The 24777-nt window shown below is 45.8% G+C and carries 27 protein-coding genes; 20 read left to right on the top strand and 7 right to left on the bottom strand.

What is annotated here, in order from left to right; genetic code table 11:
• The first annotated feature begins 11 nt into the window (after positions 1-11).
• Positions 12-2189: a polyphosphate kinase 1 gene (ppk1, locus tag ACLWBB_RS16115; RefSeq protein WP_413288584.1), complete on the top strand. Its 2178-nt coding sequence runs from the start codon at positions 12-14 to the stop codon at positions 2187-2189.
• Positions 2190-2195: 6 nt separating this feature from the next.
• Positions 2196-2705, top strand: coding sequence for a phosphohistidine phosphatase SixA (sixA, locus tag ACLWBB_RS16110; RefSeq protein WP_413288583.1), 510 nt, complete (start codon positions 2196-2198; stop codon positions 2703-2705).
• A gap of 6 nt (positions 2706-2711) precedes the next feature.
• Here sixA and ACLWBB_RS16105 read toward each other — a convergent pair whose 3' ends face one another.
• Positions 2712-3638, bottom strand: coding sequence for a hypothetical protein (locus ACLWBB_RS16105; protein WP_413288582.1), 927 nt, complete (start codon positions 3636-3638; stop codon positions 2712-2714).
• Between the two features lie 45 nt (positions 3639-3683).
• On the opposite strand from ACLWBB_RS16105, the gene ACLWBB_RS16100 reads away from it, so the two are divergent.
• The 5 genes from ACLWBB_RS16100 (at position 3684) to ACLWBB_RS16080 (ending at position 8584) form a co-directional block, all read left to right on the top strand.
• Positions 3684-4739 (top strand): hypothetical protein, encoded by a 1056-nt coding sequence (locus ACLWBB_RS16100; RefSeq protein ID WP_413288581.1) that lies wholly within the window; start codon positions 3684-3686, stop codon positions 4737-4739.
• Between the two features lie 172 nt (positions 4740-4911).
• Complete coding sequence (gene phoU, locus ACLWBB_RS16095; RefSeq protein ID WP_413288580.1) at positions 4912-5562, top strand: phosphate signaling complex protein PhoU; 651 nt, start codon at positions 4912-4914, stop codon at positions 5560-5562.
• Complete coding sequence (locus ACLWBB_RS16090; protein WP_413288579.1) at positions 5543-6259, top strand: response regulator transcription factor; 717 nt, start codon at positions 5543-5545, stop codon at positions 6257-6259. The genes phoU and ACLWBB_RS16090 overlap by 20 nt, the downstream gene beginning before the upstream one ends.
• The gene (locus tag ACLWBB_RS16085) at positions 6256-7698 is read left to right on the top strand and encodes a sensor histidine kinase (RefSeq protein WP_413288578.1); all 1443 of its coding nucleotides are present in this window, start codon (positions 6256-6258) and stop codon (positions 7696-7698) included. The genes ACLWBB_RS16090 and ACLWBB_RS16085 overlap by 4 nt, the downstream gene beginning before the upstream one ends.
• Positions 7699-7708: 10 nt before the next feature.
• Positions 7709-8584 carry an RsmB/NOP family class I SAM-dependent RNA methyltransferase gene (locus ACLWBB_RS16080; protein ID WP_413288577.1) on the top strand — a complete coding sequence of 292 codons (876 nt, stop codon included), beginning with the start codon at positions 7709-7711 and terminating at the stop codon, positions 8582-8584.
• A gap of 2 nt (positions 8585-8586) precedes the next feature.
• Here the strand turns inward: ACLWBB_RS16080 and ACLWBB_RS16075 are convergent, their stop codons facing one another.
• Entirely contained in the window at positions 8587-8961 is a 375-nt protein-coding gene (locus tag ACLWBB_RS16075) for a hypothetical protein (RefSeq protein WP_413288576.1), read from the bottom strand.
• 166 nt (positions 8962-9127) lie between these two features.
• Here ACLWBB_RS16075 and ACLWBB_RS16070 point away from each other — a divergent pair, with 166 nt between their 5' ends.
• The gene (locus tag ACLWBB_RS16070) at positions 9128-9370 is read left to right on the top strand and encodes a DUF6868 family protein (protein WP_413288575.1); all 243 of its coding nucleotides are present in this window, start codon (positions 9128-9130) and stop codon (positions 9368-9370) included.
• An 85-nt stretch (positions 9371-9455) separates the two neighbouring features.
• Here the strand turns inward: ACLWBB_RS16070 and ACLWBB_RS16065 are convergent, their stop codons facing one another.
• Positions 9456-9728, bottom strand: a complete 273-nt coding sequence (locus ACLWBB_RS16065) for a hypothetical protein (protein WP_413288574.1) — start codon at positions 9726-9728, stop codon at positions 9456-9458.
• A 34-nt stretch (positions 9729-9762) separates the two neighbouring features.
• Between ACLWBB_RS16065 and ACLWBB_RS16060 the strand changes: the two genes are divergently transcribed.
• The 7 genes from ACLWBB_RS16060 to ACLWBB_RS16030 all read left to right on the top strand — a co-directional run bounded on the left by ACLWBB_RS16060 (position 9763) and on the right by ACLWBB_RS16030 (position 17558).
• The gene (locus tag ACLWBB_RS16060; RefSeq protein WP_413288573.1) at positions 9763-11040 is read left to right on the top strand and encodes a DUF814 domain-containing protein; all 1278 of its coding nucleotides are present in this window, start codon (positions 9763-9765) and stop codon (positions 11038-11040) included.
• A 98-nt stretch (positions 11041-11138) separates the two neighbouring features.
• Positions 11139-12083: an ABC transporter ATP-binding protein gene (locus ACLWBB_RS16055; protein WP_413288572.1), complete on the top strand. Its 945-nt coding sequence runs from the start codon at positions 11139-11141 to the stop codon at positions 12081-12083.
• Complete coding sequence (locus ACLWBB_RS16050; protein WP_413288571.1) at positions 12080-12853, top strand: ABC transporter permease; 774 nt, start codon at positions 12080-12082, stop codon at positions 12851-12853. The genes ACLWBB_RS16055 and ACLWBB_RS16050 overlap by 4 nt, the downstream gene beginning before the upstream one ends.
• A 5-nt stretch (positions 12854-12858) precedes the next feature.
• On the top strand, positions 12859-14388 hold the full coding sequence (locus ACLWBB_RS16045; protein WP_413288570.1) for a GldG family protein: 1530 nt from the start codon (positions 12859-12861) through the stop codon (positions 14386-14388).
• A gap of 1 nt (position 14389) precedes the next feature.
• The gene (locus tag ACLWBB_RS16040; RefSeq protein WP_413288569.1) at positions 14390-15745 is read left to right on the top strand and encodes a DUF4340 domain-containing protein; all 1356 of its coding nucleotides are present in this window, start codon (positions 14390-14392) and stop codon (positions 15743-15745) included.
• Positions 15742-16734, top strand: coding sequence for a galactokinase (locus tag ACLWBB_RS16035; protein WP_413288568.1), 993 nt, complete (start codon positions 15742-15744; stop codon positions 16732-16734). Before ACLWBB_RS16040 ends, ACLWBB_RS16035 begins: the two co-directional genes overlap by 4 nt.
• The gene (locus ACLWBB_RS16030) at positions 16677-17558 is read left to right on the top strand and encodes a DUF429 domain-containing protein (protein WP_413288567.1); all 882 of its coding nucleotides are present in this window, start codon (positions 16677-16679) and stop codon (positions 17556-17558) included. The genes ACLWBB_RS16035 and ACLWBB_RS16030 overlap by 58 nt, the downstream gene beginning before the upstream one ends.
• Before the next feature lie 322 nt (positions 17559-17880).
• Here the strand turns inward: ACLWBB_RS16030 and ACLWBB_RS16025 are convergent, their stop codons facing one another.
• Positions 17881-18426, bottom strand: coding sequence for a hypothetical protein (locus ACLWBB_RS16025; RefSeq protein ID WP_413288566.1), 546 nt, complete (start codon positions 18424-18426; stop codon positions 17881-17883).
• A gap of 81 nt (positions 18427-18507) precedes the next feature.
• Positions 18508-19455, bottom strand: a complete 948-nt coding sequence (locus ACLWBB_RS16020) for a S1 family peptidase (protein WP_413288565.1) — start codon at positions 19453-19455, stop codon at positions 18508-18510.
• A gap of 247 nt (positions 19456-19702) precedes the next feature.
• On the opposite strand from ACLWBB_RS16020, the gene ACLWBB_RS16015 reads away from it, so the two are divergent.
• Both ACLWBB_RS16015 and ACLWBB_RS16010 read left to right on the top strand, forming a co-directional pair.
• Positions 19703-20782: a phosphatase domain-containing protein gene (locus ACLWBB_RS16015; RefSeq protein WP_413288564.1), complete on the top strand. Its 1080-nt coding sequence runs from the start codon at positions 19703-19705 to the stop codon at positions 20780-20782.
• A complete protein-coding gene (locus tag ACLWBB_RS16010; RefSeq protein ID WP_413288563.1) occupies positions 20782-20994 on the top strand; it encodes a hypothetical protein in 213 nt (70 codons plus the stop codon). Before ACLWBB_RS16015 ends, ACLWBB_RS16010 begins: the two co-directional genes overlap by 1 nt.
• Here ACLWBB_RS16010 and ACLWBB_RS16005 read toward each other — a convergent pair.
• Both ACLWBB_RS16005 and secG read right to left on the bottom strand, forming a co-directional pair.
• Positions 20978-21781 (bottom strand): AgmX/PglI C-terminal domain-containing protein, encoded by an 804-nt coding sequence (locus ACLWBB_RS16005; RefSeq protein ID WP_413288562.1) that lies wholly within the window; start codon positions 21779-21781, stop codon positions 20978-20980. The two genes, ACLWBB_RS16010 and ACLWBB_RS16005, sit on opposite strands and share 17 nt — an antisense overlap.
• 96 nt (positions 21782-21877) lie before the next feature.
• Positions 21878-22261 carry a preprotein translocase subunit SecG gene (gene secG / locus ACLWBB_RS16000; protein WP_413288561.1) on the bottom strand — a complete coding sequence of 128 codons (384 nt, stop codon included), beginning with the start codon at positions 22259-22261 and terminating at the stop codon, positions 21878-21880.
• Positions 22262-22413: 152 nt separating this feature from the next.
• Here secG and tmk point away from each other — a divergent pair, with 152 nt between their 5' ends.
• From tmk to ACLWBB_RS15985, 3 genes are read left to right on the top strand one after another with little or no spacing between them, the layout of a single operon-like run.
• Entirely contained in the window at positions 22414-23055 is a 642-nt protein-coding gene (gene tmk / locus ACLWBB_RS15995; protein WP_413288560.1) for a dTMP kinase, read from the top strand.
• Positions 23040-23996: an ATP-binding protein gene (locus ACLWBB_RS15990; protein WP_413288559.1), complete on the top strand. Its 957-nt coding sequence runs from the start codon at positions 23040-23042 to the stop codon at positions 23994-23996. The genes tmk and ACLWBB_RS15990 overlap by 16 nt, the downstream gene beginning before the upstream one ends.
• Complete coding sequence (locus ACLWBB_RS15985; protein ID WP_413288558.1) at positions 23997-24770, top strand: TatD family hydrolase; 774 nt, start codon at positions 23997-23999, stop codon at positions 24768-24770. It abuts the gene before it with no gap.
• The last annotated feature ends 7 nt before the right edge of the window (positions 24771-24777 follow it).

The raw sequence follows: 24777 nt of genomic DNA, 5'->3' as shown, positions 1-24777 counted from the left end.
AGGTGTCAAGGATGATCGGCCCAAAGCCTTCCAGCAGCAAAAAAACTACCAGTAAAAAGCGCAGCACGAGAAAACCGAAGGTCGTTGAACACCCTTTGTCTTCTGAAAAGCTTTTCACCAACCGCGAGGTTGGCTGGCTTCACTTTAACCGCCGCGTTTTGACCGAGGCTGAAGACGCTAGAAATCCGCTGTTAGAGCGCCTGCGTTTTTTAAGTATCTCGTCTTCGAACATGGATGAATTTTTCATGAAGCGAGTTGGTGGTTTGAAGCGCCAAGTGGCTTATGGCATTTCCCCAAAAAGTGCCGACGGGCAGACTCCGTCGCAGCAATTGGCGACGATTCGACAAATCGTGATCCCAACGGTTCAAGAGCAAGATCGTTGTTTCGAGAAAAACCTAAAGCCTGCTTTGGCAGAGAACAGTATTTTTCTTTTGAAGTGGGCCGACCTAACTGCCAAAGAAAAAGAACTTGTTAAAAAATACTATCAGAGAAATGTCTTTCCCGTTTTGACTCCATTGTCGGTGGACCCGGGGCATCCGTTTCCGTTCATTTCGAATCTGTCGACGTCGTTGGGTGTGACTTTGAAACATCCCGAGCGTGATGAAAAACTTTTTGCTCGCGTAAAAATTCCGAAAGTTTTGCCACAGTGGATTCGCGTGAATCCCGAGGCTGTCACCTATCGCTTTGTCAGTCTTGTCGAAGTGATTCGTGAAAATCTGGCGGATTTGTTCCCATCGATGCAAGTCATCGGAGCCATGGCATTTCGTCTGACTCGTAATGCAGATTCCGAACACGATCAGGAAGATACCGAAGATTTATTGGAGACGATCGAAGAAGAACTTCGTCAGCGTCGTTTTGCAGAGGTGGTACGTCTTGAACACGGACCAAATCCTGATCCATGGATGATTGAGTTCTTGATGAGCGAGCTTGAACTTGCGGAAGAATATATTTACGAACTTCGTGGCGAACTCGATTACACCGACTTGAATATGATCTATGATTTGGATCTGCCAAAACTCAAGTATGAGCCGTGGACTCCTTTGGTGCCACCGGCACTGACGGTCGAGGATGCGAGCGGCTTCTTTAGTGCAATCAAGGCTCAAGATCATTTGTTGCATCATCCGTATGAAAGTTTCTCGTCGACGGTCGAAAAATTTATTCGTTTTGCCTCTGAAGATCCCAAAGTCTTAGCGATTAAAATGACTTTGTATCGTACCGGAGACAATTCGCCGTTTATTAAATCCCTTATTCGTGCTGCGGAAGCCGGCAAGCAAGTTGTATGCTTGGTTGAACTCAAAGCGCGTTTTGATGAAGAACGAAATATCTATTGGGCCCAAGAGCTTGAGAACGCCGGTGTTCACGTCGTGTACGGAGTTGTGGGATTGAAAACTCACGCAAAAACTTCGTTGGTTGTACGTCAAGAAGCAGAAGGTTTACGCTGTTATTGTCACATTGGAACTGGAAACTACAACGTGACGACCTCACGCTTTTATACTGACTTAGGGCTTTTGACGGCGCGAGAAGAAATCACCAACGAAGTCGTTGAGTTCTTCCATTATCTGACAGGCCGTTCTTTGAAAAACTCCTATGATAAATTGTTAGTAGCGCCAGTGAATATGTTCCCGCGTTTCAAAGCGATGATCGAAAGAGAGGGCGAGCATGCCAAAGCCGGCAGACCGTCGCAGATCATTGCAAAATTTAACAACATGGAAGAAAACGACATTGCGATGTCACTGTATCAGGCGTCGCAAAAAGGCACCGAAGTCGATTTGATCGTGCGCGGATTTTGCTGTATGCGACCGCGTGTGCCGGGCCTCAGTGATCGCGTGCGTGTGACTTCGATCATTGGCAGATTCTTAGAACACTCGCGTATTTTTTATTTCCGTAATGGTGCTCAGGATCCCTTAGATGGGGATTTCTATATGGGTTCGGCGGATTGGATGTATCGCAATCTACACGCACGAGTAGAAGCGATTGTGCCGATCTTAGACAGAGGCTTGAAGGAAAAAATCTGGGAGATCCTGCAATTGTCATTGAAAGATCAACGTCAGACCTGGCAGATGACCGCAGACGGGGACTATACTCAAAGAAAAGCATCCAATGAAGTTGGTGTTCAACAAGTTTTGATGCAACTGACGAAGCAGCGTGTGAAGAATATTGAAGAGAGTGCTTCTAGTAGTGACTCTTAAGGCGGCATGATGGAATTGATTTTGATGAGACATGGTCTTGCGGAAGATCGTGAAGAGTTTGCCAAAAAAAGCCCTGAGGATCATTTGCGTCCTTTGACTTTGAAAGGGCGCAAACGCACGCAAAAAGTCTGCATGCAGCTGCGTGATTGGATCGATGAATTGGATTTGATTGTTTCAAGTCCATTTACTCGTGCTCGGCAAACTGCCGAGATCGCATCACAAATTTTCATTGATAAAAAAGTGATTGAAGCTCCTGAACTAGTGCCTTCAAGTCCGCCGCATGCGTTTAAACGTTGGCTGCGGTCTCATGGAGACGAGCACAAAAGAATTTTGGCTGTCGGCCACGAGCCACACTTAGGCATTCTAGCCAGTTATCTGATGGCGGATCAGGTCGAGCCTTTACTGGAGCTTAAAAAAAGCGGCGTTTTGTGTCTGGAAATCAGCAGTTTTAAAAATCTAGCGCCCGGAACTGCGAAACTTTTGTGGTTGCTTCAACCAAAACACATCATTGACTAGAAATCTTTAGATCAGTCCCGCTGTAGACCAAAGCAATCCATCGCGAAGGCCTACGTTGGGTATCATAATTTTTTCAACACGAGCTTGGCGTAATATAGTCAGAACTAAAAGAGTTGCTGGTAGGATGACATCTGCGCGATCTGGACGCAACTCTAACTTTTCCATGCGCTCTTTGTACGTCATTGATTTTAACTTTTCAGCGATTTCGTGAAGCTCTTTAAGTGTGATGTATGTGGTCGGTGTTTTTTTGAGAACTTTGAATTTGAGTTGTGCCATGCACTCTAAATTGCCGCCTGTTCCCACCGCAAAATGCAAGGGCCCTGCACCGATATGAGAGTCTAAATAATTTGTCAGTGGGTTGACGAATTCCCCCATGATCACATTGATTTGCGCCTCTGAAAGTTTGCGGCGGTTCATCTGATCAAGGATGCGTACCGTGCCCATCGGAAAGCTTTCCGTGGCATTCATCATACCCCTTTCCGAGAATGTGATTTCGACGCTTCCGCCACCGACATCGATGGATAAAATGCGCTTTGACTCCAAATCGACCTGGGTGCGAATGGCATTATGAACAAGGCGTGCTTCTTCGACGCCATCAATCACTTCGACCTGAATTTTTGAAGCAGCGTGAATAGACTGAACAAAGACTTCTTTGTTTTTAGCTTCGCGGATGGCACTTGTGGCGACGGCTCGGCAGCGTACGACTTTGTATTCGCGATTAGTTTTAGCAAACTCTCGAAAGGCTTCTTGTGCTTCATGCAAAGTTTTGTCCGAGATTACGCCACTCATGAAAACGTCTTTGCCAAGGCGAATGGGCGCGCGGAATTTTTTGATTCGCTTCATCTCTGGATTGTTTTTTGGTCCCTGTAATTCACCCACGATCATGCGGATGGCATTAGAGCCAATGTCGATAGCTGAGAATTTTGCACCCATATGAATAGCTTGCGACAGAGTTTAAACAGTGTCAGCATGAGATTTATGAAAACAATAAAATTTTGTGTGTTTTTAAGTCTTTTTTTAGGTGGGACGACAGCCTTTGCTGTCGGTGACGTGGCGATCACTGGCGAACTCGATGTCGCTCTGAGTTTAAAGCATTTACCAACTCGAGATCAGGGAAAAACGGCGTTTAGCATTCCTCGTTTGAACTTAGATATCGAAGCGCCAATACGTGAAAATAATCAAATCTTCCTACAGCTGGAATCTTCAGAATATCGAGATGGAACTTCACAACGTTTTGATACTCAGCTTAAAAAAGCGTACCTGAGCTTGGTGAGCATTTTCCCAGAAGGTACAGAACTTCGTTATGGTTTGATTCCAGATTACTATACCGAGTTACAAAAAGAGCAATGGGATTATGACTTTTGGGGCGCGAGCAGTTTGCTGCCGTTGATCAAGTACAAGTATGTATCGTGGTCTGACTTGGGTTTGATGTATCAGTCCGAGTTGCCAGGGGACTGGGGACAATGGGCACTGACGGTCACGAACGGGGAAGGTTACCAAAGTGATGAGATCGGTCCACGCAAAGAAGCTCAACTCTTGATCGGCTTAAAGAAGCTGGCTCCGTTTTATGCAACTTTGGCTTATACCTATGGTGCTTATGATGCCTATGATCCAAGCTTCAATAAAAAAACTCGTTTGGTATTGAATCTTAGTTATGAGTTCAGCAAAGGTCTTATGGCTTTAGAGTTCTACAATGCTGAGGATCCGGCGAATGCGGTTATGACCGGTGGAATGGCCGCGGGGGTTGACGTATCAGCCTATGGCGGAACAAGCATTCAGGGTCAGGGAGCCTCTTTGTTCGGCCAAGCAGAGCTCAGCGAAAAAGCAGATCTCTTTTTGCGTGCGGATTATCTAAGCCCGGTGACCAAGGACAAAGAGAAAAAACTAACGGCTATATCGACGGGTTTTTCCTATGACACCAATGAAGATCTGCGTTGGGCCTTGGCCTATGAGTACACGGATTACAGTGATACTTATGCCGGAGCCATTCGTGACGAGAGTCAGCTAATTTTGGCGACGCGAGTGACTTTTTAAGGTGTTTTACCTACGGCCGTGTTAGGATTTTGTCAGAATCATGTAAGGAAATTTTTTGGGGACCTTGACGCAGCTCATTTGAAGAAAATGAAATGCGCTAAGTTCCTTTGGATATTTGCTTTTTAAAATCATTTTCAGTAAGAAAAGGGCAGGAGCAACAGTGGAAAGAACAATGGATTCCCAACTAGACGAACTCAAACGACTCATCCTCGTAATGGGCGGTCATGTCGAACGAGCTCTGAATGAGGCCACTCAGGCCTTGATCTCTCGTAATGCGGAAAGCTTTGCTCAAGTTCACGAAATCGAAAAGAAAATCAACGAAGGTCACATCGCTGTAGATAATGCTTGCTTGGGCGTTTTGGCGAAACAGGGGCCTGTTGCCAAAGATCTGCGTTTGATTCTTTCTATTGTAAAAATCAATACGGACCTTGAGCGTATGGGCGATCAATGTGTGAATATCGCTTACACAGGTAAAGATTATTTGGGTCGTAAGCCTTTGACCAATGTTGCGGATATCAGCCGTATGTCCGATATTGCTCGCACAATGGTGAAAGAATCTTTGGATTGTTTTGTTCGCGGAGACGTCGAGCTTGCGAAAAAGATTCTATTGATGGACGACGAAGTTGATAGCCTTAAAAACAAAGTTTTCAAAGACAACCTTCAGCACATGAAGGGGTCTTCTTCAGACGTAGAAGCTTGTCTGGATCTTATCCTCGTTGCGCGCAATCTTGAGCGCCTAGGGGATCATGCGACGAATATTGCCGAAGATGTTATTTTTGCGTTCACAGGTAAGGATGTCAGACATGGTGGGAAATACACATGATTCCAATGCCACAATCTTAGTGGTAGAGGATGAGCAGGAAATTCGCGAACTGATGGCACTACACTTGCTCCGTCAGGGCTTCAAAGTAAAAGAGTGTTCCTCTGCTGAAGAAGCGCAAAGCGAATTTCAAAAACAAAAATTCAATCTCGTTATTCTGGATTGGATGCTCCCTGGAATCAGTGGTTTTGACTTTCTTAATCTCATTAAAAAATCTGCAACACCAACAAATGTTCTGATGGTGACAGCGAAGACCGAGCCGCAGGACATCGTCAGCGGCCTTGAGAGTGGCGCTGATGATTACCTTACGAAGCCCTTTGATCCTAGTGTGTTCATGGCGCGAGTACGCGCTTTGCTTCGCAGATCTAAAGCCCACGAAGCTCCTCAGGCCACCGAAGCCGAAAAAGTTCGTTTGGGCGGACTCAGCGTAAATTTTAAAACCTATGAAGTGAAATTGATCGACGAGCCTTTGCATTTGACTCCGTCTGAGTTCAAGCTCTTGGCAAATCTTATCGAAAGCCACGGTCGCGTGTTAACGCGCGATCAGCTTATCGAGAATATCCAAGGTGAAGGCATCAATGTCACGGGTCGTACGATCGACACCCATGTCTTTGGTCTTCGTAAGAAGCTTGGCGCTTGGAGTGACAATATCGAAACCATTCGTGGTGTGGGTTATCGAGTGAAGATGGACCCTCAATGAAGAGTTTAGCTCGATTCCCTTGGAAGTTATTCTGGCAAATATTTGTCACGCAGATCTTTCTTTATAATCTGCTTTTCGTTGTCAGTTTGGGAATCGTGAGCTCTTACCGTCCATTCGGTCAGGGATATTTCTGGTCGATTGTTCTTCAGTACTTCTTAGCTTCGACGGTTTTAGCTTTTGTTCTAGCTTGGAGATTTTCCAAACCTTTGCATCAGATCATCTTGAAGGCCTTTCGAATTGCGACAAAGAAATTTGAAAATCAAACAGAGGACGACGAAGATCTTCTGGATGAAGAGCTTGGCGAATACGCTCAGATTGAAAATGCTCTGAATCGAATTCACCGCAAATTGAAGAAACGCCATGATCAATTGCAGCTAGAGCGCGAAGAAACTCAATCTTTCATGAGTGCCGTGCAAGATGGCGTGGTCAGTGTCAGTCCTGATTTGCGAGTTTTGTATTTCAACTCTCAGTTTGCGACGCATTTTTTGGATTCTGCCCAGATGCATTCGCATTTGATGCTTGCAGATGTTTTCCGTCATCCTGAAATTCACGACGGCTTTTTGCGCGCGCTGAAAGAGGGCCGTACATTCCGAGTACAGCTGAAACTTGAAACGAAGCTTGATAAAAACAGTCATTACTTCTCGGTATCGGTGAACCCGCTTCGTAAAAGCAAGACTCATGAAGTTTATGGGGCCATGGGAATTTTCCATGATATTACCGAGCTTAAAAAAGCCGAGCTTGTACGTATCGAGTTCGTCGGCAATGCTTCGCACGAGCTGCGTACGCCGTTAACGTCGATTAAGGGCTACGTGGATACTCTCAAGGCGGATATCAAGGGTGGCCACTTTGAACAGGCAGCCAAGTTTATAGATATTATCTCTAAAAATGTCGAGCGTCTTGCCGACTTGGTGAATGACCTTCTCAGCATTTCCACATTGGAATCCAACGCCGAAATCAAAATCGAGCCCGTGAATCCGCTAGTGGTGTCAGAACACATCGTCAGCGAGCTTGCTCAGATTGTCCGCGAGAAGAACCAAGTCATCATGGTTGTGGGTGCTCAAGATATTCCAAGCTTCAATGCGGATCTTCGCAAAGTGGAGCAAGTCTTGCGTAATTTGGTTTCAAATGCTGTGAAGTACATTCCTGCCGAAAAAACAGTGCAGATTCGTTGGGAAAAAGGCGAGCTCGGAAATGTAGTTTTAAGAGTCATTGACAATGGTCCGGGCATTCCTGCGGAACATCACGACCGTTTGTTTGAGCGATTCTACCGTATTGATAAAGGCCGTTCCCGCGATGCGGGTGGTACAGGGCTGGGGCTTGCGATCGTGAAGCACATTATGCAAAGCCATGGCGGCACCGTGCAGGTAAAAAGCGCTATGGGACAGGGCTCTGAGTTTATTTGCACTTTTCCAGTTAAAAATATGCCTGCAAAGGTATAGTCTTTAGATAATGAAAGAAACCTTTTACCAACATTTCGAAAAAATCTATGGGACCCGTTGGGGCGATCTCTTTGATGCCTTAAAAACTTCCGAGCGTCAGGTTGCAAGACTCAATCGTTTGAGCTCCGCAGAGCCACCGCTTTTGGAAGATGCAACAAAGTCCCACCCATCTTTGCAGGATTGTTTCTGGATTCCACCACAAGCTTTCTTTCAGCCAGAACGCACTAGCGAAGAGCTTTTAAACGTCTATGTGATGGACCCTGCCAGTGTGATTGTGGCGCGAGCACTTGAGGTGCAAGACGGGGATCGTTTGTTAGATATGTGTGCAGCTCCTGGCGGCAAGAGTTTGATTCTGATTGAGGGAATCCCAACCTCTGGCGAGATTTTCGCAAATGACCTTTCTCCGGAAAGACGTGAGCGTCTTAAAAAAGTTATTCAACAATACGTACCGCGCACGATTCGTGATCGTGTGTGGGTGACAGGCAAAGACGGTGTGCAGTTTGGTTTGAAAGAACCCGACAGCTTTGATCGTGTGTTATTGGATGCTCCATGCTCGGGCGAGCGCCACGTGCTTGAAAATAAAAAAGCTATGGAAGAATGGAGCCCCCGTCGCGGAGAAAACTTGGCAACTCGTCAGTACTCGCTTTTAAGTGCGGCTCTATTGGCAGTGAAGTCGGGTGGGCGTATTGTGTATTCCACATGTTCTATCAACCCGGATGAAAACGACGGCGTCATTCACAAGCTTCTGAAAAAGAAAAAGGATCAGGTAAAACTGATCCCTCAAGAAACCTATCAAGTCGGCGAAAAAACCGAATACGGCGTGGCCTTCTTGCCGGATCGTTGCGGCTTCGGCCCTCTCTATTACGCCGTCATCGAAAAAGTTTAGACCTAAAGCTGACAAACGGATTTAAGAGCTTTATAGGCGTAATTGATTTTTGCAAGGTCTTGAATTTCTTTGTCCAAACTGATGTAAGGATATGTGACATAGCCGTGCTTATTGGCATCTTTGTGTCCAGGTTCATAGGAGATGAAAAAATCCTTGTGTGAAACGACTTTGCACCCTTGCTCGTCGCAAGCCAGGCTTTTTCTTTGGTAAGGACCGCCTTCTGGGGTGCGAGTGGTGTCGTTATTAGTAATATTCAAAACAGCGAGGCCAGACTCCTGTTTCAGGTCCGCCATTTTTTGCTTACAAGCGTCTATGATCTTTTCGCTTGCGAAGCTATTTGAAGAGACCAAGAAAAGCAGAATAGAAATGAGTTTCATAGGATACCCCCAAACAAGTATTTTAGTAGAATCCAGTGACTCTGGATACTGGCTAAAGAGCTGATAATTTCAAAAATTGCGTCTAAAAAGTAGTGCGAATCTTTCGTAGCCGGTTTTTCAACAAGCCGGACGATCCCAGGCATAAACTTGCTAAGGGGAGGGGCATATGGTTTTGGAGTTTTTGAAAAGCTTCTTTATGTGGGGGGCGATTATCAACTATGGAATTTTGATTTTGTGGTTTGGGCTTCTGACTTTTGCCAGAGGTTGGTTTCGCAAAATGCAAGGCCGTTGGTTTCCAATGTCCGAAGAGAACTTTGTCCTTTGCCACTATCTTCTGTATGGCGGCTTTAAGCTCGTGATTCTGGTATTTAACTTTGTGCCGTTTTTGGCCTTATCCATTGTCAGCTAGACCTTCAGGTCTTTGGTATAGGGAAGGAAAACGAAAAAAGCACTGCTTTTTCAGGCAGTGCTTTTAGTTTCAGTGTGAGCGAGCTTTAAGGGGACTCATCCAGTTTTTTTTTATAGTTATCGCGATAGTCTTTGAGATTGTAGGACCCATAGGTCTTTTTACGGTACATCTCGAGTACCTCGGCTTCGAGGTCTTCAATCACGTCTTGCAGGTGCCCATTCGGGATATTTCCAGCGCGAGAAAGAAACAGCAGGTAAGTGCCGACCACTTTTTGAATTAGTTCCTTAGCAGACTCGATTTGACAATCGGGATCGTGAAGGTGTTGGTGAAAGATTTGAAATAGTAAGTCTGTTGTCATATGCTCTTTTATCGGCATTGAAATGGGAAACTAAATGAAAGCGATGAGTTTATTAGAGCTTAAGACCTTGGTCACCGAGCTGGAAGTCCGTCTAAAGGACGCCCAGTTGCAGGACATTATTTCCAGTGACCGTGGTCTTGCGCTGGGCTTTCGTGGCCATGGGCATGAGTGGTTGATCATTGATATGAATCCTGCCAATCCCTTTTGTCTGGTCTTTGCCGATTATTGTCCTTTCAAAAAAGGATCTAAGCCTAAACCTATCGCTTTGTTTCTAAGCTCGCATGGAAAAAATCTCTACTTTCGCAAGGCATGGCTTGAAGAAAAGTTTGGCAGAGTTCTGAAGATTGAAATTGGCAACTCACAAAAGACCTGTGAATTGGAAATTCATCTCATTCCAAAACAGGCCAATTTTTTAGTCCAGGCGGAAGGTAAGAAAATCTCTTGGGAAAAGCCCCGTGATTTGCAAGTACAAGGCGAGCTGGGTGTTTTGCCGGAAGCTCGAGATCTGCAAGAGATGCATGACGAGTGGCTTGCAGAATTGCAAGGTGGAGTTCGTCCTTCGATCGATCCAAAGGTGCAATGGGAAAAGAAGAAAGCCAAAGACCTCGATAAAAAACGCAAAGCTCTGGAAGAAATTGAAGCTATTCTTAAAGAAAATACATCTGAAAAACTTTATGAACTCGGTGCTTATCTGAAAGGACTTGGTCCGCAGGATTTTCAGATGAAAAAGATTCCGGCTGCTTGGCATTCTTATTTGGATTTTAAGCAGAATCTTTTTGCAAATATTGAAACTGTTTTTGAAAAAGCCAAACAATCTGCCAACAAAGTGCAAGGCACTGAAGAGCGCCGGCAAATTTTAACGGCCGAGATCGAGAAGCTTGAAAAGTCCACTTTCGAAAGCGCCTCGCAAACATCAGGGCGTCCAAAAATCGACGATCTGATGAAAAACGTCGAAGCCAAGGGACGAAAGCTGAATTTGCAATCGGGTGCGATTGTGTATTGTGGAAAATCCGGTGCGGACAACTTAGCGTTGCTCCGTAAAGCGAAGGCTTGGGACTATTGGTTGCATCTTAAAGATTATCCAGGAGCCCACGCCATTGTCCATCGCTCGAGGGATCAGGAAATTCCATTTGATGAAATCCAAAAAGCGGCCCTCTGGGTGCTGAAAGAGTCGGTGACTTCAAAGTCCTTGATGCCTGGGGAAAAGTACGCCGTCGTGCTTGTGGAATGCCGTTTTGTTCGTCCCATCAAAGGCGATAAATTAGGCCGAGTGACCTATCATTCGGAAAAACAATTTATTGTCACTGTTTAGAGAGAAATGACCCCTTGCTCCACGTTTCCATGTCTTGACTGTCACCCCTGTCGGAATAGAATTTTCTATTGGTAAAAACGCTCTTCCGGGAGACAAGGATGATTGAAGTACGAGATCTCACCAAAGACTACGGTCCTCGTCGCGCAATTAGTAAATTAAACTTTTCAATTGGCAAAGGCGAAGTGGTTGGCTTCTTAGGCCCCAACGGTGCCGGCAAATCCACCACCATGAAAATCATCACAGGTTTCATGGCGCCAAGCTCAGGTTCAGCCAAAATTGCAGGCTTCGATGTTTTTGAAAGCCCTTTGGAAGTTAAAAAGCGCATCGGTTATTTGCCCGAGACTCCTCCGGTTTACACCGATATGTTTGTGCGTGATTACCTCACTTACGTGGCAGAGCTTAAACAAGTTCCCCAAGATAAAATCAAATCGCAAGTCGACATGGCTTTAGAGAAGACCCATCTGACGGGCGTGCAAACGCGTTTGATTCACAATCTGTCTAAAGGTTTCCGTCAACGTGTGGGGATTGCTCAAGCCTTGGTGTCAGAGCCCGAGGTTTTGATTTTAGATGAACCGACAGTGGGCTTAGATCCAAAACAAGTCGCCGAGATTCGTCAATTGATTCAAAGCTTGCGTGGACACCATACAATTATTCTTTCGACTCATATTTTGAGTGAAGTGCAAGCAACTTGCGAGCGTGTGATCATCATCAATCAAGGTCAAATCGTCGCGCAAGATCGTATCGAGAACTTAGCGACTCAACAGCAGGGACAAAGCCGCTTGAACATCCGCCTTCGTAAAGAAGTGTCAGATCTGCAAAAAGTATTGGCTGGGATCGAAGGCGTTCTGTCGGTGAATTCAGGTACGAATCATCGCGAATGGGAAGTGAAGATCCGCGGAGGCGAAGCGATCGTCGAGGCCATTTCATCGCGTGTCGTTAATGAAGGCCTGGGGCTTTTAGAATTAAGCCCGCATAAGATCGACCTTGAAGATGTCTTCTTAAAACTGACTTATGGAGCCGAGCAATCAGAGGTGCAATCATGAGTGGAACCTGGGTTATTCTAAAAAAAGAACTAAAAGGCTTCTATTGCAGCCCAAGTTTTTACATGATTGCCTTCCTTGTATCGGTGGTCTTGAGCTGGTCTTATCCGATTCAATTGAATCTGTTCTCGCAACTTTTACAGAACTATGTGTTCCAGCAAAACTTGCCACAGCAACAATTGAATATTCACTATGGTCTTTTCCTAAGACACCTATCGTATTTGAACTTGATGTTGATTTTCGTGGTGCCAGCTTTGACCATGCGTCTTTTGGCTGAAGAAAAGAAACTCCGCACTTTCGATTTGCTTCTGACATCACCGGTGACTTCTACCAATATCGTGTTGGGAAAATACCTGGCAGCATTGGGTGCTGTCGGTGGGATTGTCTTCTTGGCGCTTTCTTACCCGATGGCGACGGCGACATTGACTCAAATCAACTGGGCTCCACTCTTGATTGCATTCTTTGGAATCTTTTTGGTGGGCTCAACGTATGCGGCGATGAATCTTTTCTGCTCAAGCTTGACAGAGAACGCTTTGATCGCTTATGTGACCTCGGTGGTTTTCAATATCTCTATCTGGTTTGTTGGAATCGGCGTCGAGATGACCGACAGCCAAACGATTCGTCAGATCTTTGAACATATTTCGGTGAATACACATCTTAGCAGTCTGGTAGAAGGAACGATCCGCTCAAGCGCGGTGATCTTCCTTCTGAGCGTTGTTGCTCTGTTTTGTTTTTTGGCTGAAAGAGTCGTTGAATCATCTCGTTGGAGGTAGTTTCCGTGAAACGCACAAGTAAGATTTTATTTATTGTCGCTGCAGTTAGTTTGATTTGCTTCTTTGCTACTCGATTCCTGGTAGGAATTTGGATTCCTTTCTTGTGGATCCCACTTGGATTCTTTATCGGTAGCTTCTTTGGTGCACTTATTCAAGAGCGCCAAACAATCGTAAACTTCATGGGAATGAAAACTACGAAGCATGGGATGAATATGGGAGCTCTGATCGCTCTTGTGTTGGTCGTACTTGTCGTCGTGAATTTCTTAGCTGTCCGCCATTACAAAGTGTGGGATTTCTCGGGGACTCGAAGCAATACTTTGTCGGATCAATCGACAAAACTTATTAAGGCTTTGGATTCAGAGCTTTTGATTCGCTTCTTCTATAAAAAAGGCGTTGAAGGCAACGAAGAAAACCGCAAGTCTTTCCGCGAACTGATCAAGAAGTACCAAGATCAAAGCGATAAAGTGAAATTGGAGTTCGTCGAAGTAAATGAACGCCCAGACATTGCCGAGCAGTACGGAGTTACCAAAGGCAGTGGCGTGATCTTCTTGGATTATAAAGGTCGTCGTAACCGCGTTGAGAAAATTGACGAACAAGAAGTTACAACAGCACTTGTGAAGGTGACTCGTGAAAAAGATAAGAACATTTATTTTGTTGTTGGGCACGGGGAACACGATCTGAACGAAGAGAAAGAAGCCGAAGGTCTGCATGCCCTGAAGCAGATGATCGAAAACAACCGTTACACTGTTAAAACGATTGCGACGAATCTGAACGCCAAGATCCCAGATGATGCAGATGCCGTGATGATCATTGGACCTACGCAAAAGTTTTTGGATTACGAAATCCAAGGACTTGAGAACTATCTTAAACGCGGCGGAAGTCTTTTGTTGGCTTTAAAATCCAAACAAACCCAAGGACTCGAGGTCTTATTAAACCGCGTGGGACTTGAGCCCATGAACAACTACATTTTGAATTTAGTTGAAACTCCGACTGGGAAGGGTATTCAAAAAGGCCAAACTTTAGCGACTGTGTTTTCGAATACAAGCGAGATCACCAAAGTTTTTGGTAAGAACGAAGCTACTGTTTTCAGAAACCCTATGTCTTTCAAAAGAGTCAAAGTTCCTGAAGGCATTAGCATCGACGATTTGATTAAGACTCCGGAAAACTCAATGGCCTTCCAAACTTTAGAAATCAAAGAAGAGGGGCCTCAAGGCGCCTACACTTTGATGGCTATGGCAAAAGGCCGCTACGCTGGTGGCGATAAAGATTTTGAATTGATCGCAGCAGGGGACGCGGATTTCTTAGGAAATCAGTTGTTATACCAAAGCTTGAATCGTGATTTGGTTTTGAACTCGGTCGCATCTTTAGCAAAAGAGCAAAGCTTGATCAGCGTTGTTCCTAAAGAAACTCAAGTGACGAAACTGCAACTGACGGATTCGAATTTCTATATGTTTCTATTATTATTTGCGGTTCCAATTCCTCTGGCGTTATTGGGCACAAGCGTGACTTTATGGATGAGAAGGAGACATGCTTAAGATGAAAAAGACCAGTTGGTTTGCAATCTTTGTCGCGGTTCTGGTAGCAGGGACTTACTATGTCGAGTTCTACCAGGCCAATAAAACCGAGCAAACCAAAGCTGAAGAATCTAAAGTAGTTTCTTTTCCCGCAGAACAAATTCATCAAATCGAGATCGAAAATAAACTTGGCAAAGTTCTCTTGAAGCGCGACGCCGATGGTTGGACCCTTGTTGAACCAATTAAAGATTGGGCGGACAATCAGTTTACCGAAGACTTCGTGAATGGTTTGGCCTCCGAAAAAAGTATCGACGTTGCAGCTGAAGGCGAGAATATCAATTGGTCTGTTTATGGACTTGATAAGGACGTCTCGAAAGTAGCTTTCACCAATCAGCAAGGAACTTCGCAGCTGATTACAGTTTCAGATAAAAAGAATTTCGAAGGGAATAGTTTCTTACGCAGAGGCAACGAGAATAAAGTGCTCGTCGCGACTTCTCAGTGGGCGTTACGTACTCAAAAGGCTCCTTTAGAGTTCCGAGATAAGAGGCTCTTCCGAGGAAAAATTAGTTCTGTCGAAGGCATTCAAATCAAGTCTATAAAAGACGAGTTTGCATTGGTTCAAAAAGATAACAAGTGGATCAGCGAAAAGCATCCAGATCTAAAACTGGATCAAAATAAAATTCGTGAAGTACTGACTTCTTTAAACGAAGTTCGTGCCAGTGAATTCTTAAACACACTTCCGGCATCTGTTGCTAAGGCGAAAATCGGATTGAAGCTTACAGATAAATCTTGGTCGGCGGAGATCAAGCAAGCAGCGGATAAGTCCCTGTATGCTGTCGTATCAGACCCTGCTTTCATTCTGAAAGTAGATCCCGGTCAAATGGACAAGTTTTTGGGAATGACCTTGATGGGCCTTCGTGATCGCAAAGAGCCTTTTGATTTTCAAAACCTATTGGTTCGTCATATTGAAATCAGCACGCCTATCAAGAAGCTATCACTCCAGAAGGACCAAGAGACTTGGAAGCTTGTCGGTGACGACAAAGCCGGAATCGATCAAGGCGCAGTTCGAGCCTTTATTGCTCGTCTCAGTGATTCTGCCGTTACAGAGTATTTGGAAAAGTCCGAGCAAGGCGCTTACAAAGGGGCCGATAGTAAAATCGTATTGAAGGACGAAAAGCAGAAAGTCCTTTACGAGATTTCTTGGGGACCCGTTTATAAGAAGAAAGCCCTTGTCGGCGAAAAAACTTTGATTTTGGCACAAAGTAGCTTGTTCAAGGACGTATTTGGTCTGGATCAAAGTGTGGTTGAGTCTTGGGGCTTGATGAATCTGCTTCCTGTAGATCAAAATAAAGTCAAAGAACCAAAGGAACATCCGTGAAAATTCATGTTAAATCACCGACTCGTGTGGACCTAGCCGGAGGCACTCTTGATTTGTGGCCTCTTTATCTTTTTGTTGGCGGTGCCACAACAGTGAATGTTGCGATTGATATTTATACTCATGCCATTATTGAACCTCTGGATCAGGGGCGTGTGATTTTAGATTCCAAAGATCTTGTGCTTCAAAAAGAATACAAGAATTTGGATGAAGCTTTGAAGGACACTGACCCGCGCATGATCCTTTTGCAAACTCAGTTGCGCTATTGGATGCCAAAACAAGGTTTTAAATTGACCACGCAATCAGACAGTCCCGTAGGCGGGGGCTTAGGCGGAAGTTCCAGTTTAACAATTTCAATTATGAAAGCCTTCGCGCAGTTCTGCGGACGTAAATTTGCTTCTAACCACGAGTTAGTAAATACCGCTCATAATATCGAAGCAGAAATTCTAAATACTCCAACGGGGACTCAGGATTATTATCCGGCAGTGACCGGGGGATTGAATATCATCAAGTTTGATTACGATGGCATTCACCAAGAGGTTTTGCCTGTAGAATCCTCGCCTTTGGCACAACATTTTTTGTTGGTTTACACCGGCAAAGCCCATCACTCAGGTTTAAATAATTTTGAAGTGATGAAAGGTGCCATCAGTAAAGACGCACGAACTGTCCAGGCTCTAAAAGACATCAAGAACATTGCGGAACGCACCGAAGCTGTTGTTCGTGAAGGACGTTGGAACGCGCTCCCGGAACTTTTCCGTGAAGAGTTTGCGGCCCGGGTTCGGTTAGCCCCAGCATTTAGCTGCCCAGAAATTGAAAAGTTGAACGAGCTTTCTTTGCAGAATGGCGCCCTTGCTGTTAAAATTTGTGGAGCAGGTGGGGGTGGATGCGTTTTAGTATGGACCCCTGAAAACAAGAAGGAAGGAGTGGCCAACGCATGTCAAAAAGCCGGGTTTCAAGTACTCGCCACTCGTCCCGTGAATCCGCTCCCGTAACTGGAGACGTGATTCGTTTTGCTGGCTTGTCTCTTGGTGGAGGCAAAGCCGACAAAGCTTGCTTGGCTATTCTTGAGTACTATCCAAAACACCACAAAGTTTTCTTAGCAAAGATTTTTGAGCGCATCAGAACCGAAGAAAATATTTCTGCCGATCTGAAGATTCACGAAATTCTAGAGCAATACAACGGCATGATTCACACTCTAGCCATGGATACTCCATGGCGTGTGCCGAATTGCATGAGCTGCAAATTGAAGTGTCCTGGTTATGAGCACTGTTCCGAAGATCACATTCAGTGGATGTGGAACTATGTGGAAAGCAAAAACCAGAAAAAGAAACCAAAGAAGCTTTTCACACCCTACACTCAGCGCGCCGTCGAAATGCACTTGGCGACCGAGCTTGAAGAGCCTTTCCAGCTGTCAAACGCCATGGGCGCAAATGCAGCTCCGTTATTGGCAAGAGCCGCGTTTATTCTGCGTCGTCTGAATATTCCAGCGATTGAGGTATTCCCGAAACTTTCCGTTTGGAGAATCGGTCAATCGCTGCACGTTTTGAAATCGCAATTGCGATCGCATAAGCACGCTGCCGTCGGCGAAGAAAGCCGTCGCGGAATTCTCAAAGAACTCGGCGAATTCAACGTTGCATTCGTCTACGATCAAGATCGAAGACTCATGATCGAAAACAATCACGCCTTCGAAGCCTTCATCTGTGCAATGACTGCTTTTCTTGAATACAAAGGACAGACTGAGTCTCGTCCTCGGGGCTTTCCTAAGAACGAAGACTGGATCGCTTTTCCTAAAGAAAAAATTAACTGGAAGTTTTAGGTCGGCTTCGCACCCGGGATTTGCTTAGGAAGTGGAGAAAACTTTTTGGGCTCTTCCCTGCAGGGAGACGGCCTTCCGGGCCTCACGCAAGCGCCACGCCTTCGGCGTGGTTCGCGCCGTCCAGGCGCCGCTTGAGCTCCCTTTCGGAAAGAGCCCAAAAAGTTTTCTCCACTTCCTAAGCAAATCGTCTTCGTCGTCGGAGAACTTCGTTTTTCTTTGGGAGGCGCGAGGCCCGCGGAGTTTGGGGTTTTGATTTTTAGAAATAAAAAAACCGAGCGTGGTTTTCGCTCGGTTTGTATAAGGTTCGCTTATAGTACTTGGTCTATCGAACAAAGCGGCCGTAGAGGTAGATTGGGTCTTGTTGCCATGTGCACTGGTGAGATGGCGGTACGTGGGGTGGGTTGCCTGGGATTACTCTGCAGACTTCGCGTTGGTAGACGTCTTTTAGAAGCGTCAGAGACACTCTGAGGCCCTTGTCAGTCTCTTTAAAGCTCAACGAGATATCGCGGCCACGGACTAGTAATGCGCATCCCATTGCTTCGAAATCGAAAACTGCGTTGCTGACCTCTGGCTTTTTCTTTTCGTTCTTTACAGTTACTTGCAAAAGATCGCCGATTTGAGAATGGCAATTGTTGTTCAAGATGTCTGTGCCATTTCTATTTTGATAAGTCACAACAGGCTTATTGCCATTGAAAGCAATCGTCAGAGTTCCAGGAACTCCGTTGAATTCGCCTTTGTAAGTGCCTGCTAATTTTTTAGCGTGAGAAAGATATTGAGTTGGGACACGGCCGTCTTTGATGTCGACAGTCTTGCAACCAGCTACGAAAGCCAATGCCAGAGCAGAAAGTAAAACTTTGCTGAGTTTCATAAAAAAAGCCTCCATTCGTGTGGTCAAACTATAGACCGAAATGGAGGCTTGAATCAAATCTTTAGGACTGTATTAACGCTACTAGAACAATTCCAACTGAGTTGGTGTGCTGTTAAGTTCTGCTTTCGCATCCGTCAACCAAGCAGCCAATTTTGGAGTTGTTACGTCAGAGTATACAACGTAACCGTTGCAACCACGAGTACCACGGCTTGTAACACCGAAAAGACGGTATTCGCCATTTACTTGAACGTAAGCAGGACCGCCAGAGTCACCTTCGCAAGAAGCTTTGCCGTACTGTTGGTCGAAAACAGCTTCTGTGTCGTTGTAGTAACCAAGGTTTGTAAGCTCAGTCGTTCTCAAAAGACCTTCGCCGCTTACTTCTTCTTTGTAGCATTTGCCAAGGCTGCCATCTTCATTTTGTTCGCAGAAGAATTCGCCAGTTTTAACTTTTTCTTCGAAATCTGGGTGATCAGCAGGAAGTACCTCAGTCAAGATATCGCTGTTCACGCCGTAACCAGCAACAGTTACGATAGCGTTTTCAACCAAAGTGCCTGGTTCCATCATTTTTGCAGGTTCGAAACCCGCTGGAACTGTACCAGTGAATTGCAATACAGCAGTGTCGCCCCAAGCGTCGCCGTTAGCGTGGTCTTTACCCCACTCAGTGTTAACAACAACTTTGTTCGCGCGACGAACTTTAGAAAGGAAGAATTCTCTGTCTTGGCTTTTGAAAACTGAAAGCATGTCAGCTGCGAAAACGATCAAATGATCTTCCGCTTTGCCACCGATGCAGTGAGCAGCAGTCAAAACAACATTGTTTTCAAGCAAAGAACCAGTGCAAAGAGCACCGCGCTCCATATCGTAGATGCCTACGATGCTTTTATGAAGAGTAGAGCCTTCAGCAACATCAGTACCACCGATAATTGAAGCAGATTTAGATGTATTCACTGTGTTGTTAGATGTACTTGCTGTGCAACCAACCACAAGAGTCGCAAAAGCAGCAGCAACTAGAGAACGTGCAAGTAGATTCATTTTTTGATTCCCCTCAAAAAAAATGATGATAACCCCTCAAATGCTAAAAAAGTGGTCAACTTAAACCAAAATCAGGACCGAACGGCAATCATTATTTTCGAATATTTTTGAATGGCATCCATAAGATTTGCTTATGGGTCCTTTTGGTGGTCAAAGACTTGGCAAAAGGCAGTCGGCCAGGGATACTTATTCCTGGTGAAATCCTATATATAAGGTTTGGGCCCAGCAGCACGAAGGAGAGCCTAGAATGGCGGCAGATTGGCAAGCGCGCAGCGAGATTAACTCAGACGTAGTTTTTTTTCGCTATGTGCCTGAGGGCATGGAAAAGAACAGCGAAGAGGTCTTCATCTGGGATCTCGATAAGACCTATCTAGACACCACCATTGACTCTCTCCGCGGCCTCTTACAGACGATCCTTGAGCGCGCTTGGAATAAGCGCAATATTCCTGGGACCAGCACCCTGATCAAAGCTCTATCGATTTTCCGCGCTAAGCAAAGCGGGCAAAAGTACTTCCCCATTTACTTTATTACAGCTTCACCTCCACAGATGGAGGAGAGGATTTCTGAGAAATTTTCAATCGATGAAATTAATCCTTTTGGTTGTTTTTATAAGGATAATTTGAAAAATCTTCGTCCCGGCCGCTTCTGGCGACTGACGAAACAAGTGGGTTATAAACTGCACGCGCTGATGCAACTTCGCACACGTTTGCACCCCAGCGTTCGCCAAATTTGCTGGGGGGATGATAGTGAAACAGACGCCATCATCTACAATCTGTACTCTGACATCTGCGCCCGCCGTATCGGCCCGCACGAGATCCGCAGCATCCTTGAAAAGTTGCATGTGACAGGTGAGCAAGTGGATCAAATCCTCATGCTTCAGTCGCAAATTCCCGAGAATGATCCTGTCGAAAAAATCTATATCAATCTCGCGACCGACACTGACCCTGATTACTACCTCAAGTTTGGGCGTCGAACTATGGCGACCTACAATACTTATCAAGTCGCTTTGGATTTGGTGCAGGATCAGCGTTTGTCTTTGGAAGGACTTTACGCCGTCGCTCAGGACATGATTTACAATTATGGCTTCTCGCCCGAAGAGCTGATGAAAAGCTTCGACGAACTGATCCGCCGCGGAGTTTTAGGACAGGCTTGTTATGACAAAGTCCGTCCGTTCCTTGAAGAAAAGGGCCTGATCTTCCACGATTTTGAACCTTCGATGCCACCTCTGAAAGAAAAGCACGTCATCGACGGCAAAGTTTTCGAGATGGAAGGGGTGCATGAACCTTGGGTTCATGAGCGTGTCGATTACTTGCACGAGAGTCGCTAATGAAAAGACTTCTTTGGGGCTTGGTCGCTCTGGTTTTTTTGTGGCTGATCTTTGAAAGATTCCGCATGGAGAGTATCGACCAGCAGCTAGAGCAAGAAATTATTCGTGAGGAAAATCTATTGCACTCTTCGCCCGCGAAGCCCGGAAACGTCCAACAAATTCCTATGCATTCCGGAGAATCTCCAGCCCCGACGGCTACTCAAAACCGATAGGGAAGGTACTTGTGATCGGGTCGCCACTGAAAGACTTGAATTCGATCCGGCGAAGGCCTTCGGTCAAACAACGTTTGAAATCCTGATTGTTAATTGTTGAAGTGCTGACATCGGCGCTGACGATTTTTCCGCTACGCTCGATGGTGAAAGTCATCACCACTTGGCCAACGATTCCCGGCGTTCTTTGCAGCATCTGCTTATAGCACTTATCAAAAGCTGGGATTTGTCGTTTCAAGGTGTCTTGAATGTAATCAGAACTCAAAGTATCGCCGCTAGCTGCAGCGGTCGTTGGCGTATTTGCCACGGGCGCCATTTCCGGAAAGTTGCCCTGGGCATTGGTGCGCTTCACTGTGACTTCATAGTCGCTCGGAGTATAGCGCTGACCGTTTTTAGAGATCATCAGCATGTTTGGTGTGCCGAAACTTTCGATTTGCACATCTCCGCGCTTTAACAAAAAGATGGCTTTCTCGCCGTCCTGATCCAGGGTAATGAGTGCATTATCAAGAACGCGTACGCGATAGCCGGAATCCAATTCAAAAGTCGCATCGCCGTTGGGGCCAGTTTCTACGGTGTCGAGATAGTACAAAATTGCACTCTTGGTCAGAGTTTCTTTCTCGGTCATATTTTTATGAAGAACATAGACCTCGCCGGAATTGTAAACGACGCGAGCTAAAGCTTTGAGGCCAGAGGATTGCCTTTCAAGGCGGGTGGACATGAACCAAGACAGGCTCATAAACAGAAGACCCAGAACAACTAACGCAGGAACAAACCACTTATTCTTCACCATAAGCTCAAGCTTATAGCCAAGAATACACAGAAGCCATCTGAAAAGTAGAAGAACTACTTCGCAAGATGGCTTCTATTAAAAGGCATTAAATAAGGATTATTTCGTTGCAGGAGCTTCAGCTGGAGCTGCAGGCGCCGCTGCTTCAGGAGCTGCTGCTGGAGCTGTTGCATCAGCAGGTGCTGCTGCAGGAGCCGTTGGAGCTGCCGGAACCGCAGAAGCTGCAGGCAATTTATCCAAAACGCTCTTAGATTGCTGAGAAGAAAGAACAGTCAAACCGATAGAAGTTAGAGCAAAGATGATCGCTGCAATGCGAGTCATTTTAGCTGCCAAAGTGCTGGCACCAGTTGCGCCCAAAACAGAGTTTGAACCGCCGCCACCACCGATTCCTAATGCGCCGCCGCCTTTTGAGTCTTGGATCAAAACCAAGCCAATAAGAATAAGTGCTACAACAATGTGCAAGATCGCTACGAATGTACCCATAGTTTACCTATCTCCTAAAGGTGGCCACTGTACAGAAAACCCCTCCTCAAAGTCCACTGAAAATAGGGCAGGGGTGCGATAAAGCGGCATATTGACGCAAGGCATGGTTATTAGTTTTGACACTAATACAGGGGCCCTGCCATAAGATTCCAATGGCATTTCTAGTGTTTGAAGGCCTTGACGGCTCTGGCAAAAGTTCATTGATGCGTGCTTTGGAAGCGGAGCTTTCTAAGCAGGGCATTTCTTTTCATCGCACCCGTGAACCCGGGGGAACTTTGTTAGGCGACGAGGTTCGCAACATGATCCTGCGCAAACAAGAAGGGACCACTCCTGTTCCACGCGCCGAGCTTCTTCTTTATGAAGTCAGTCGTGCTCAACACGTGGATGAAGTGATCAAACCCAAACTTGCTAAAGGCGAGTGGGTTTTGAGTGATCGTTTCTCGGCAAGCTCAATTGCTTTTCAAGCTGCAGGCCGTGCGATTGCTGAAAAAGATGTGGTGATGTTGAATGACTTTGCCACGGGCGGATTAAAAGCAGATCTGACGATCTTATTGGATTTAAGCGTCGAGGAATCCCGCAAACGCCAAGCCCATCGCACCTCTCAGACCGGTGAAGCGGCCGATCGTATTGAATCCGAAAAAGACTCTTTCCACCAAAAAGTGCGCGATTCGTTCTTGGCTCAAGCTAAGGCTGATTCGAAAAACTGGTTGGTCCTGGATGCTCGCTCTAGCACTGAAGATATGTTGAAAATTCTTTTGCAAACTCTGACGGAGAAAAAGTGGCTCGTCTCTTAGACCAAGTTTATGGTCACAAAGATGTTATTGCCAAACTTCTCGGGACCTTCGCGAGCGAACGCCCTGGTCAGACTTTTTTATTCGTCGGTCCCAATGGGATTGGTAAAAAGAAGATTGCCCTGGGACTTGCACAAGCACTTCTGTGCGAAACTTCGCGCACGGCTTGTGGTCGCTGTGGCTCGTGTTTACGAGTGGCTGCAAATGCGCATGAGTCTTTGAAAGTGATTTCTCCAGAGGGCATTCAAATCAAAATCGATGAAAGCCGCGAGGTCATTCAGTTTTTGAATCTTCAAGGACTGACTTCACGTCGTGTCGTGGTGATTGACCAGGCTCAGACTCTGAATTTACAGGCAGCGAATTCTTTGTTGAAAACTTTGGAAGAGCCGCCGCCAGAAACTTATTTCTTTTTGATCGCTCCGAGCGTCGCGAGTGTGATTTCAACGATTCGCTCGCGTTCTCGTATTGTCAGCTTCAAACCGCTGACAGCTGAAGAGATCAGCCGGGGGGCCGTCGGAGCGCCAGAGTGGGCGGTTCGCGCCAGCCAAGGCAGCTTTGAAAAATTGGCTCAGCTACAAGATGGTCCTGAACAAGATGTTCGTAGTGAGGCTTTGTCCCTTCTACAACAATTTATCGAGGATAAAGAGTTTTTGACAGACAACAGCTGGCGGGATTGTTTTAAAGACCGCGCCCGCTCACAAAGAATTCTTTCTTATTGGGTCTCGATGCTTCGAGATGTAGTATACTTTCAAGAGGATCAGAAAAAGCAGATCATGAATGTGGACCAGGTAGAGCCTTTAAAAGCCCTGGCTCAGAAAGATCAAAGCGAGATTCTGAATCTATTAGCGAGATCTTTAAAAGTAGAATCCGAAATTCTGCAAAACCGCGATGTGCAACTGCTGATCGAGGAATTCTGGATTCAAACCAAAAATCAGGAGGCCTAAATGCTCGAGTGGATGGACATGCACGCCCACCTCAATATGTTGGAGGAAGGCCCTGAAGAGGCTTTGCGTATTGCTCGTGAAGCAGGTGTCGCGAAGGTTGTTACGATTGGTACTGAGCCCAGTGACCTACAATTGGTTTTGGACTTGGCCGAGAAAAACTATCCTGATGTGTTTTGTACCTTAGGGATTCATCCTCATGAGGGGCAAGTTTACACCGCAGAAATTGGTCAGTTTATTGAAGCCAATGTCAGCAAGCCGTGGGTGATCGCTGTCGGCGAAATCGGTTTGGATTATTACTACGAACATTCTCCGCACGAAGAGCAAAAACAGGCTTTCCGTGCTCAATTGGAAATCGCTGCCCGCACCGGTATGCCGGTACAAATTCATACACGTGATGCGGATGAAGACACCGTAGCTATCATGAAAGAGTTCAAAGGCCGCGTGAAGGGCATTATCCATTGTTTTACAGGTACTCCGTACTTGGCAGAACAGGCTTTGGATATGGGCTACAATATCTCGATCAGTGGGGTTGTGACCTTTAAGAACGCCGATAGCCTTCGTCAGATCGTGAAGTCTTTACCTTTAGACCGTATTCATGTTGAAACGGATTCGCCATTCTTGGCTCCGGTACCTATGCGTGGTAGGAAGAACACGCCCGCTTTCGTGGTTCACACCGCAAAGTTCGTGGCGGATCTTAAGGGCATTAGTGTCGAGGAACTTTGCAAAGTGACTCGCGAAAATGCACTGAAGATGTTTCCGAAAATTAAGTGGTAGGGGAAAA

This window comes from Bdellovibrio sp. HCB337, from assembly GCF_047302465.1.
GTDB lineage: Bacteria > Bdellovibrionota > Bdellovibrionia > Bdellovibrionales > Bdellovibrionaceae > JACMRP01.
The sequence above is the reverse complement of the archived record's forward strand: the minus strand, read 5'-3'. Positions and strand labels throughout refer to the sequence as shown.